Below are 11426 nucleotides of genomic sequence, written 5' to 3'. Positions count from 1 at the left end.
GCGACACTGCCGATGTTGACGCCGTCGCGCCCGCTGTACGCCGTGTAGGTATTGGTCGGCCTGTTGGGATAGTCGAATTCAGCGACACTGCCGTTCACGATGACATAGTCCTGCCGGCCTTCACTGAAATAAAGGCGTGGTTCGCGAATGGCCGGGGCGCCGTTGGAGACGGGCGGAATATCCCGCAGATAGAAGAAGGGTAAGCCTTCGGTGGACTTCTCTGTGACTGGCGACATCACGACGCCGATGCCGTGAGTAAAAATAAGGTGCAGGTTCACCCAGGTTTGGGCGTTGGGCGGAAGCATCGCCGGGTCCAGCTCACGCGCCGACAGCATGATCTGCCTGTATCCGGTGTCAAGCTGATAGCGGTCAATGTCCACCGAAACAAATTTGTAGTAAGTCCTGATCTCCTGCAACTGTGCATAAGTATCCATCAGCGGTTGCACATCCCATAGCCGGATGTTGTCGATGGTCGCCCGATTGGCCTGCAGCGAGTCGAGAGTCAGTCCCTGCTCGGGATCAAACGGTTTAACCTCGATTTTTGCGAGGCCGTAAGCCTCACGCGTTAGCGCGATAGTGTGCTCGATATAGGGTGTTTCCAGTTTCAGCTCGCTTGGTTTGACATAGAAGCGCTGAAACAGCGCAGGATAGATCACAGCGAATACAAGCGAACTGCCGAATACGAGCAGCGCGAGAACGGCAGGCTGCAGGAAGCTACGCCGGCGCATGTTGATCAAAAGGGCCACGGATGAGGCCGCCGAAAGGCCGACAAGCATCCACAGGACCGGTAACTCGACGTGGACATCGGTATAGCTGGCGCCGACCACGACGCCGTTGTCACCGTAGAGCAGCAGAAAGCGGTCGAGCCACCACGACCAGGCCTTCAACGCGAAGAACAAACCGAGCAGTGCCGAACCATGAGTGATGGCGGCGCGCGAGAGCGTCCGTGGTGGCCGCTCCGGCGCGATGTCACCGCGCAACCCGTAGACAGCACCTGCCACGATCGCGCTGCAGAAAACCAGCTGCAGCAGCCAGTTCTTGAGCGCGACATACGCAGGAAGCGAGAAGAGATAAAAGCCGATGTCCCTCTCAAAGATCGGATCGCGCTCGCCAACCGGCACCTGATAAATAAAGCGGAGCGCGATGTCCCAGCTCGAGATTTCGCTAGCGGCGATGAACAGCCCAAAGACGACCGCCGCGCAGGCAATGCTGGAGCGCCAGCGAACGCGCGGCGCGACCAGTTCGGCCAGATCGCCGGTGACTTCCGTCGCACCCGACGAACCGGCGGCTTGCGCCCGCAAGATCTCGACGCCCCTCGCGTAACGATGCGCCAGAATCCCGGACAGCCATATCGCGCACGCCGAGATTGCGAACACCGTGGCAAACAGCACCACTTTCGCGGAAAGGATGGTCCGGAAAACAGCACCATAGCCGATCGAAGAGAACCACAGCCAGTCGACCAGGATGCCGGTGATGCGTCCGGCGACAATCAGGCCGGCGATGACGGCCATCGCCGTGATTGCATAACGTCTCAGACGCACTCCGGACTTCACTTCCGACCGCATGGTCCCTCCTGTGCTGGCCGTCGCCCCACGCCTGCTGTGATCGGATCAATGATGCAATGACGATCTGCCGGGAGCGCCGCCAAACGCCCTGCCAACGCGGCCCGGATGGTCCGGTTATAGCCACCCCATGACCAGGGCGGCCCCAGTTCACATGGAGCAGGTTCAGACCGGTTGAATGATTGTAGTTCGGTGTGGCTATTGACATCGGCACCGCCCATAAGCGGCCACTCGTCCAGTGCCGGATGCAACAGACCCCGCTGCCGAACTCGGAGATGGACGCCACCTTACCGTTCCTCGTTGCCGCCGGTGTCCGAGTGCGCGACTGCACCGTTTCGTCACCGCGTCACGGTCCATCTTCCAAACAGTTCGACCGCTCATCGAGGAACGCCCCTGAACATCGCGGGCCATCAATCAGCGCCGCGCGCGTAACTTTCGGCTTGCATTCTGGCTTGCCGTCGTTCCCGATGTGGTCGCCGTTGCGCTGTTGACGTTGGGTATCAGGGAGCCCGAGCACGAGCCTCGCGCCAGAAGAAGCAACCCTGTGCGATGGCAGAGCCTTAGGGACCTTGGCCTGGATTACTGGCGGGTCGTAGGGATAGGCGCCGTTTTCGCACTGGCGCGTTTCAGCGAGGCCTTTCTGGTACTTCGTGCCATGAAGAGTGGCGTACCAATCGCGCTCGTTCCGCTGGTCATGGTGGCAATGAATATCGTCTACGCACTGTCCGCTTATCCATGCGGCAAGCTCGCGGACATGATGAGCCATACGCGGCTGCTGATAGTTGGTCTCATCGTGTTATTTGGCTCCGACGTCGTCCTTGCACACGGTACCCACTGGAGCATCGTACTCGTGGGAGTCGCGCTATGGGGGCTACACATGGGAATGCCCCAAGGTCTACTCGCCACGATGGTCGCACACACGGCACCCGCGCATCTGCGCGGTACGGCGTTCGGTTTCTTCAATCTGCTGAGCGGTATTGTGACGCTGGTTTCGAGCGTTATCGCGGGCCAGTTATGGGAACGCCTGGGTGCAGCTACTACGTTTTACGCCGGCGCGGGGTTTAGTGTTGTGACTGTGGTGCTGCTCCTGTTCCATCCGACGCCGGCCACTGGCGAAGCACGCCACGTCGTCGGGGGCAGACCGTGAGGGGACCGCTTCTCAACCAGGGCGTAGTTTCATCGGGTGAAGCTGTTGCTGGTTGGACGCGCTAGTGCAACTGCGTCAGCTTGGCGACTGCAGAACACGATGCCCCTCGGCGACGGCAGCCGGCTAGCTGCGCGTCATAGCCGAAAGCGACGGCGGAGGCGACGGACTAGCCGGCTGGCAGAGCAAGCTTAACTGTGCGTGCCAGTGCGTTGCACGCGCTGTCGCGCCGTGTCCGCCACGGGCGGCAACACGTTCCAGTAACCGTCGTCGTGTAGGAAGAAGAACAGTGCGTGCGACCCCGTCGGTAGCCAAGTCTCCACGCACGCGTAGCGGGTTCTGCCCCAGCAAGTACGACCGAAGGCGGTTACGTGCGCTGCCGTACTCGGGGCGAGCCATTTTTCGACTTGGTACCGCAGTGACTGCGCCTTTGTGTCTTTCATTTCCTGCTCCCGTACACCGGTACTTGCGCAGCCCATGCGCCTGAGATAGCGCAAACGCCAACGACCGGTTGCCCTCGATGTACGGCGCATTTTTCCTGCGCCGCATCTAGAGCTTAAGAAATCACTTTAGCTATAGCGCCCAAAAGCTGGCAGTGGCGTGTATCCTGGCGAGATAGCAACAAAAACAAGAGTAGTCCAAAAGCGCGTGTTCGGCGGTTTTGGACTACTCCTGTTGGTGCGCTGCACCACATAGTTGCTGGCCCGTGAAGTCACGAGCCTGGACTGTTTCCCGATAGCCGGACATCCTCCTTGCGGGGAACATGAAGACCTGCGCTCCAACGCGCCAAGGTGTTGAAAGAATGGAGGCAAAAAATGGGACCAGCCGACTTCGGCGCATTCGAGCACGAAGGTTGGGAACGTGTCGCGCAGGCCTATCACACGTATTTCGGTGAATTGACTGCCCAGTCGAACCACGCGATGCTCCAGGCGCTAGGCATTGGGCGTGGCACGCGCTTTCTCGACGTCGCATGCGGGCCGGGCTACCTCGCTGCCGCAGCCAGGCGTCGCGGCGCGGACGTCGCCGGCGTAGACTTCTCTGTCGCGATGGTCGACAAGGCGAGGCGCGTTTTTCCGGGACTCGAATTCCGCATCGGCGACGCGGAGGATTTGCCATTTCCCGGCGAAAATTTTGGTGCGGTGGGCATCAGCTTCGGGATGGAGCATTTTCAGCATCCTGAGCGTGCGCTCGCGGAGGCGTTTCGCGTGCTGCAATCAGGCGGCAGAATTGCCTTTACAGTCGGCGCAACGTCGGACAAGGCCGTCGGTATCGGGATGGTGTTAAAGGCCATTGAGAAGCACGGGACAACCGATGCGCCAGTTCCTCCGGGACCGCCTTTCTTTCGGTTCAGCAATTGGGAGGAATCGAGGCGCGCGTTGCTCGAAGCCGGGTTCGTCCAACCAGAGGTGCGAGAGGTGGACCAGACTCTGGTGCTGAGTGCACCAGATACGCCGTTTCACGCGCTCATGCGTGGCGGCGTCCGGTTTGCCGCGATGCTTCACGCGCAGACGCCGGCCGCGCTGGCATTGATTGAACGGGCCGTCGAGCACGACGCAGAGAAGTATCGGAGCGATGCCGGGGAACTTCGGATTCCTATGTGCTGCGTCTTGGCTTCCGCACTCAAGGCTTAGGCGCAAGCCGGATTGTGGGAGGTCCGAGCTGACCTCGTTATGAAGTCCAACGCGGTCCGGACCTTTGTGCAGCAAGCTGCTGCACGTAGTTTGCATGTATGAGCGCCGCGGTGCTGCAACACGCGATCTGTAGTGTCCAGCTTCGGCGGGCGAATATTTCGGGACGCGTAAGCGACATCCCGGGCATGACAGCGGAAGGGAGGGGCGCGCCCCGGTGTACCGTCTGCGAAATGATTGCTGCTTTCCGATGAGAGCGAATGGGTGCCGACTGCCGCCACTCGCCTATCCCAGCCGCATTGTCCGCTTCGCAGTGCGACCCGGGCGTCGTTTCGACCTTCTACCACACCCCATAAAACACCCCGGCATTCTTGTACTGATGTGTGCCCCGTTCGACGTCGTCGTGCGTCACGGTGGTCCGATTGCGCAGGCCGAAGGACCAGGCCAGCAAGCGCTCACGCATGCCTTGTCGCACGTTGTCGAACGCTGGGTCGGTGCCGAGGTCGACGAATTCGTCGGGGTCGTTGCGCAGGTCAAACAGTTGCGGCGCGAAGCCGTCCCAGTGAATGTACTTCCACGCGTCGGTGCGCACCATCCAGCCGCGGCATGCGTCGGGGCGACGGCCAAGGATCTGGCGCGCCTGCCGCCAGGCGTAATCGAGTTCGGAGAAAACCGCATCTCGCCATGGTGATTGCGCTCTTGCGTTGCGTGTAAGCGCAAGCAGCGAGCGACCTTCAATGCGGTGATCGGGAACCGGCATGCACAGCGCGTCCAGCACCGTCGGCACGGTGTCAATGGCCTCGACGAAGCGTGCGTCGCTATGGCCGCGCGTGGCGTCGGCCTCGGGTGACGGATCGTAGACGATATACGGCACGCGCTGCACGGTGTCGTAAAACAGTTCCTTCTCGCCAAGCCAGTGATCGCCGAGGAAGTCGCCGTGGTCGGCAGTGAAGACGATGAGTGTGTCCTTCCACCGCCCAAGCCTGTCCAGCGTTTCCCACAGTCGCCCAAGATGATCGTCGAGCTGGCTTATCAGGCCCTGGTAAGCGGGCCGCACCCTGGCGATGACCTCGTCACGCATGAAATTGACGCATTCCTCCTGCTGGAAGTAGGCGCCCGTCACCGGATGTGGCGCCTCACGCTCACGCGCAGCGCGCCGCACCGGCAGGCACTGGTCAATGGTGTATTTGTTGTGGTACGGCGCTGGCGCCATGTACGGCCAGTGCGGCTTGACATACGACAGGTGCATCGCCCACGGCGTATCGCCCTGACGCTCGATGAAACGGATTGCCTGATCGGTGGTATAGGCTGTTTCGGAGTCCAATTCATTTACGCGCGCGGGCAGGTGCGCATTGCGCATGTGCCAGCCGCTGACGATACGCCCCTGTTCGTCTTCCGCCGAGATCACGAAGTCCGACCATGGATCGTCGCTCGCGTAGCCGCGTCGGCGCAGGTATCCGGCATAGCCACCAGCGGGTTCGGCGTGGTGCCCGTCGTAACGGTCGACCAGCGTGAAATGGCCCTCGCGCAGCAGCGCGCCCAGTGCATTGCCGCCGTCCAGGTGCAGGCGCTTCAGCCCGTGATTGTCCGGCATCATGTGCGTCTTGCCGACCAGCGCCAGCTTCATGTCACGCCCGGCAAGGTATTCGCCCAGTGTGATTTCGTCGATCGACAGCGGCACGCGGTTCCACGTTGCCCCATGGCTGGCGACGTAGCGCCCCGTGTAGAACGACATGCGCGACGGGCCGCACACACCCGACTGTACGAACGCGCGCTCGAATTTCACGCCACGCCGGGCCAGGCTGTCGATGCTGGGTGTGGCCAGGTACGGATGTCCATAGCAGGACAGGTGGTCCGCACGTAGCTGGTCACACATCACGAAAAGCACATTGCGAATCGACGACATCGTAGGTATCCGAAATAAAATCAGAAGGCGAGATTCAGCGCGACGGCGTGCGGTTGCTGGCGCCGAACCGTACGCCGGTCGCACGGCGCGCCATATCTGGCATTGGCCACAACGCGATGAGGCCGACAATCATCGCCGCCGTCACGAAGTAGGCCGGCATCATCTTGTCGCCGGTTGCGCTGATCAGCCAGGTGACGAGAAAGGGCGAAAAGCCGCCGAACAGGGTGGTGGCGACGTTGTAGGAAATCGACAGGCCAGTGGCGCGGACCTGCGCGGGAAACAGCTCGGCCAGCGCGGTCGACGCAGGGCCCAGCGCTGCAGCCATCAGCACGGCGAACACGACTTCGGTCGCGAGCAGTCTCGGCAGGCCGGGTGCGGCGACGAGCCAAAGGAACAGCGGATAGATGCACAGCACGTAAAGTGCCATCGCGACGCCCATCACCGGTTTTCGCCCGATGCGATCGGACAGCAGCCCGAACAGGGGGATCAGGATCATGCGCAGTGTTCCGGTGACCATGAGCACGATGAACGGTGCGGACACCGGCAGCTTCAACTGGGTCACCGCGTAGACCGGCAGGTAAACGTTGAGCACGTACTGGGCGACCGAACTGGCGACGACCAGCCCGAACGCGATCCAGAGCGCGGCCTGGTGCTCGCGCCAGACGGTGGCGAGTGTCGAGGCAGCCTGGCCAGCCAGGGTGGCGTGCGCTCCGTCGTCGTGGCTGGCCGGCGTCTCGTGCAGCCGGGTGCGGATATAGAAGCCGACCGGCCCAATCAGCATGCCGAACAGGAACGGCAGACGCCAACCCCATGCATCGAGTGTGCTGGCGCTCAGCCCGCGTGTGACCAGGGCGCCCATTAGCGCGGCCGTCACCGCGGCGACGAACTGGCCGAAGTTCTGCCAGCTTCCGTAGAAACCGCGCCGGTGAGCCGGCGCGTATTCGATCAACATTGCAGTGGCACTGCCGAACTCGCCGCCAGCCGAAAGCCCCTGCAGCAGGCGCGCAAGCACAACGATGATCGGAGCGGCGATCCCGAGCGTCGCGTAGCCGGGTGTCAGCGCCATCATTGCCGAGGACAGCGTCATCAGCAGGATCACAAGGGACAACGCGGCCTTGCGTCCGGCGCGGTCCGCGTAGATGCCCAGCAGGATCCCTCCGATCGGCCGCATCAGGAACGCGCTGCCGAACGTCGCGGTGGTCAGCAGCATCGATACCGTTGGGTTCGACGAAGGAAAGAACTGCCGCGCAATGATCACCGACAGGAAGCCAAAGACGATGAAGTCGTACCACTCGAATGCGTTGCCGATGGTGGCGGCGACGATCGCCCGGCGGTTGGCGCGGGGCAGGGCGGGCGTGGATGGCATGACGGAATCCTCCTCGCGGCGGCCGGGCTCCCGGGTGGGCGGCTGCCATGTCTCGTGTCTGTATTGTTGTCGCTGCCTTCGAGGCGCTCAGGGCGATCCGGGGGGCATGCAAGGTGGATTGTGTGGATTTACATCGTTACCGTCCAATGAGATATTGCCTTCAATTCATAAAATAAAGGTTATGAATCGATGGCCTCCGCAACTTCCGGCTCTTCGCTCGACCGTAGCGCCATCGCAAGCTATTTTTCCCGCCAGTTGAAGCTGCGGCACCTGGAGTTGCTGGTAGCGCTTGTCGATCGCCAGACAGTCGGCAAGGTCGCTGACGCGCTGCACGTGACGCAGCCAGCCGTTTCGAAGATGCTCAACGAGATGGAAAAAGGTATCGGCGTGCCGTTGTTCGAGCGCGATGGCCGCCGCATCCGGCCCACGGCCTACGGTGAGTGCCTGATCCGCCATGCACGAGAGCTGTTGCTGCACGCACAGCGTGCCAGTGAGGAGCTGCATGCGATGACAAGCGGCATCGGCGGCCGCGTCGAGGTGGGGGTGCTGTCGGTGGCTGCGCCGATCCTGATACCGGCGGCCGTGGCGCTGTTCAAGCAGCGCTCGCCGACCGCTACGGTGTGCCTGCACGAAGGCACGCTCGATCAGCTCGTGCCGGCGCTGCGCGCGGGCCAGCTCGACATGATCGTTGGGCGCCTCGCGCGTGGACTGGCTGCGCCGGAATTTACCAGCGAGCCGTTGTTCGATGACCCGACGGTCATCGTGGTGGCGCGCACGCATCCGCTGGCGTCCCGCAAGCGCATCAAGTGGGCCGACCTGGCAGGGTTGGCGTGGATCGTGCCGAGCGCCGGCGCGCCGATGCACCGGCACCTGCTTTCGGTGCTGGAGACGCACGGCGTGGGCACGCCGATCAACACCATTGAGTCGGTGGTGATCGACGCCAACGTGGGCATGCTGCAGTCGTATCCGGTGCTGGGCCTGCTGCCACGCTCACTGGCGCGGCATCACGAGGAGACGGGCGCGCTGAAGATCCTGCCATTGAGCCTTGGCGCCGCGCTCGGCCCGGTTAGCACCACGTGGCGTGCCGATGCGGACGACACGCCTGCCACCGCGCTGTTTCGCGGCTGCCTGAGTGAAGCGGCAAAGCTGGCGCGGATTTAAGGCAATCAGTGCGTATCCAGGAACGTCGCGGACACCTTGCGTAGCCGGCGCACACACTTGAAATCTGTGCCGATCCCGAATTTCTTCCTGTTATGTCAAGATTCGCGTGGTGAACAGATCGACGTCTCGTGCACGCCTGGCGGGATCGGTGATCCGGCCGCCTCCAGCATAGTCAGGCATCGGACGCATAGACGCTCGAGAGTAGGGGCGGCGTGAAAACTGGCGAGTTACGCGCCCCGTCCTATTGCGCCAGCCGTGGTAGGCCTAAGGGCGGTTATCGGAGAGGACAGGTCACTCTGTACCGTTGCGCGACGACAGGATTTCGGCCATTGCGGACGTTCAGCTGCCGACCCTCGTGTAATCGAAGTCACAATCATCTACAACCCAGCCGCAGTCGAAATGAACCATTCAATGGGGAATTCTTCGATTCAATATTAAATAAGTACTCCGAATAAAATATTGGTGCAAATAAGCCATGTAAATATCAAGCGGCATGCTTCTGCAAGCGCATACATGTTTTGACGGTTGTTCTGCAATCCTCGTACCACGCCAATCGTAGCGGGGGCGCCATGTGATGAACCGGAATCCGTAATGAATTTTTCACACAAATGCGGCTATCGCGACCTAGTGTGTTTTGGTAGATGCATCGCTGCATGTCCTGGTTTACGGTAGCAAGCGTTGGTTTTGCGGTGGGCAATGCATAGGCGTTTTCCCCTTTTCGCGAGGCTCAGAATGAAAATCAATATCAGGCGCTTATCCCGGTCAACTTTCAATGGCATGGCAGGCGGTTGCGTCATTGCGTTGGTGTGCTTGATCGGCCCAGGCGCACATGCGCAAACGCTGGGTTCGCTAGTACTGGTAGCTGCGGGTGACCCATTTAGCGGATGCAAGGCAGACAAGGTGAACGCGCAGCAGTCGGCATTCGGCAGCGTCCTGTATCCTGCGACCTCAATCGAGCCATGGATTGCGGTCGATCCGACCGACCCGTCTCGCCTCCTCGTCGGCCACCAGCAGGATCGCTGGATCGACGGCGGATCACGCGGGCTTGTCGGCGTCGTCTCCAGCGATGCGGGCAGCACCTGGTCGAATTCGATTCCGTCCGGCGTGACTGCGTGCACCGGAGGCAAATTCCGGCGAGCTTCGGATCCCTGGGTAGATTTTGCGCAAGACGGAACGGCCTTCTTCTTCTCTCTAGTACTGGACCCCGCGCAGCCGACGACTCCTTTCGGAGCCCGAAATAGCGGGATGCTGGTCAGCCGCTCCGCTGACCACGGCGCGACGTGGCAGCCTCCCGTTACGCTGATCCGCACCAACTCGCCGCACGTGCTCAATGACAAGAACTCGCTCACTGCGGATCCGACCGCGAACAAATACGTCTATGCGGTCTGGGATCAGTTGAGCGTGTTCCCGCCAACTAAGGAAGGCGCCCAACTGCTCGCGCAAAATGACGGTGTTGAGATCGCGCGCCAATTGGCGGGCCTTTCGTCGACATGTGGGACGCCGCCGTGCGCGGGTGGTGCCCCCTTCTCCAAATTTAGTTTCACCGGCCCGAGTTTCTTCTCACGGTCCACCGACAATGGCGTGACGTGGAGCACAGCCGCACCGATCTACCAGCCGGGCACGAACGCGCAGACAATCGACAACATGGTGCGTGTGCTGCCTGATGGAACCCTGCTCGACTTCTTCACCGCGATCAACGTCACGCCATCGTCCCTGAGCATCGGCTATATCAAGTCGACGGACAAAGGCGCGAGCTGGTCGGGGCCGACGTTCACCAACGATATTCATACGGTCGGCGGCGTGGTTACCGGCGTGGTCACACCTGACAGCGGTCAGCCGATACGCGACGCCGCCATTCTCTACAGTGTCGCTGTGAACCCGGCCTCGGGGGCTATCTATCTTGCCTGGCAGGACGACCGCTTTTCGTCCGGGACCTGCACCACACCCACCGGATCGATTCCGATCGTCGGGATCGTCTTCAGCGAGTCGGATGACGGCGGGGCGACCTGGTCAACACCCGTGATGATCAACAAGACGCCGCCGAACGGTACGAACCCCTGCCGTCAGCAGGCTTACATTCCGGCGATAGTGCCGTCGGGCGACGGCAATGCGATCGTGGTGACCTACTACGACTTTCGTAATGACACGAACACGCCTGTGGGCTTCGAGGGCAGCGACTATTTCGCGGTGTTCTGCTCGACCGCCACAGCGTGCACGAACTCCGCCAATTGGGGTAACGAACGGAAACTGACTGACGCCTCGTTCAACATCCTTAACGCACCCGTCGCGGGTGGTCATTTCCTCGGCGACTACATGGGTCTGGCCGCTAGCGGACCCAAAACTATTTACCCCTTATTCGGCGTCGCCACGAGTGCCAACGTGACGGCCGAATTCACCCGCAAGATCACATTGCCGTGAGCGCAAACGGCGGCGACTGAAGCAGAGGTCGCCGCCCAGTCTTCCAGGACAATCAGGTTGCCGGCATTCACGCATGGGGGGCGAGGACGCGCGAATTTCTGCGCTCATGTTGGCGGTGCCTCATGCCGAACCTTTGCTGTACGACGAGACTTCTCATTGAGGATCTGGTGCCACCGATGGTCCATCATCTTTTTCCAACCGCTGGCTTCCACGCGCGTTCGCTAACAGCCGGTGCGGAACC

At 61.4% G+C, this 11426-nt stretch carries 6 protein-coding genes and 1 pseudogene; 4 read left to right on the top strand and 3 right to left on the bottom strand.

Annotated elements, in window-relative coordinates; translation table 11 throughout:
- Positions 1 to 1565, bottom strand: a 1565-nt coding sequence (locus A3CW_RS0135120) for a UPF0182 family protein (RefSeq protein WP_028207709.1), incomplete at its 3' end; no start/stop codon positions are given.
- Between the two features lie 421 nt (positions 1566 to 1986).
- On the opposite strand from A3CW_RS0135120, the pseudogene A3CW_RS48630 reads away from it, so the two are divergent.
- Together A3CW_RS48630 and A3CW_RS0135105 are read left to right on the top strand one after the other, a co-directional pair.
- Positions 1987 to 2709, top strand: a pseudogene (locus A3CW_RS48630) (MFS transporter); the annotation flags it as partial.
- Positions 2710 to 3521: 812 nt separating this feature from the next.
- Entirely contained in the window at positions 3522 to 4337 is an 816-nt protein-coding gene (locus tag A3CW_RS0135105) for a class I SAM-dependent methyltransferase (RefSeq protein WP_028207707.1), read from the top strand.
- A 337-nt stretch (positions 4338 to 4674) separates the two neighbouring features.
- On the opposite strand, the gene A3CW_RS0135100 is transcribed toward A3CW_RS0135105, so the two are convergent.
- Both A3CW_RS0135100 and A3CW_RS48625 read right to left on the bottom strand, forming a co-directional pair.
- A complete protein-coding gene (locus A3CW_RS0135100; RefSeq protein WP_028207706.1) occupies positions 4675 to 6240 on the bottom strand; it encodes a sulfatase-like hydrolase/transferase in 1566 nt (521 codons plus the stop codon).
- A 34-nt stretch (positions 6241 to 6274) separates the two neighbouring features.
- Positions 6275 to 7606, bottom strand: coding sequence for an MFS transporter (locus A3CW_RS48625; protein WP_035514890.1), 1332 nt, complete (start codon positions 7604 to 7606; stop codon positions 6275 to 6277).
- A gap of 189 nt (positions 7607 to 7795) precedes the next feature.
- Here A3CW_RS48625 and A3CW_RS0135090 point away from each other — a divergent pair, with 189 nt between their 5' ends.
- Positions 7796 to 8767 (top strand): LysR substrate-binding domain-containing protein, encoded by a 972-nt coding sequence (locus tag A3CW_RS0135090; RefSeq protein WP_028207705.1) that lies wholly within the window; start codon positions 7796 to 7798, stop codon positions 8765 to 8767.
- Positions 8768 to 9499: 732 nt separating this feature from the next.
- The gene (locus tag A3CW_RS0135085) at positions 9500 to 11185 is read left to right on the top strand and encodes a sialidase family protein (protein WP_028207704.1); all 1686 of its coding nucleotides are present in this window, start codon (positions 9500 to 9502) and stop codon (positions 11183 to 11185) included.
- Positions 11186 to 11426 lie beyond the last annotated feature (241 nt).

The organism is Paraburkholderia nodosa DSM 21604 (assembly GCF_000519185.1).
In the GTDB taxonomy this organism is placed as follows: Bacteria; Pseudomonadota; Gammaproteobacteria; order Burkholderiales; family Burkholderiaceae; genus Paraburkholderia; species Paraburkholderia nodosa.
Note: the sequence above shows the minus strand (reverse complement) of the source record. Positions and strands in the feature narration are given on the sequence as shown.

Bases quoted from the DNA above. Each gene is read 5' to 3' on its own strand.
- A3CW_RS0135100 (WP_028207706.1), bottom strand. From the start codon at position 6,240: ATGTCGTCGATTCGCAATGTGCTTTTCGTGATGTGTGACCAGCTACGT.
- A3CW_RS0135090 (WP_028207705.1), top strand. From the start codon at position 7,796: ATGGCCTCCGCAACTTCCGGCTCTTCGCTCGACCGTAGCGCCATCGCA.
- A3CW_RS0135105 (WP_028207707.1), top strand. From the start codon at position 3,522: ATGGGACCAGCCGACTTCGGCGCATTCGAGCACGAAGGTTGGGAACGT.
- A3CW_RS48625 (WP_035514890.1), bottom strand. From the start codon at position 7,606: ATGCCATCCACGCCCGCCCTGCCCCGCGCCAACCGCCGGGCGATCGTC.
- A3CW_RS0135085 (WP_028207704.1), top strand. From the start codon at position 9,500: ATGAAAATCAATATCAGGCGCTTATCCCGGTCAACTTTCAATGGCATG.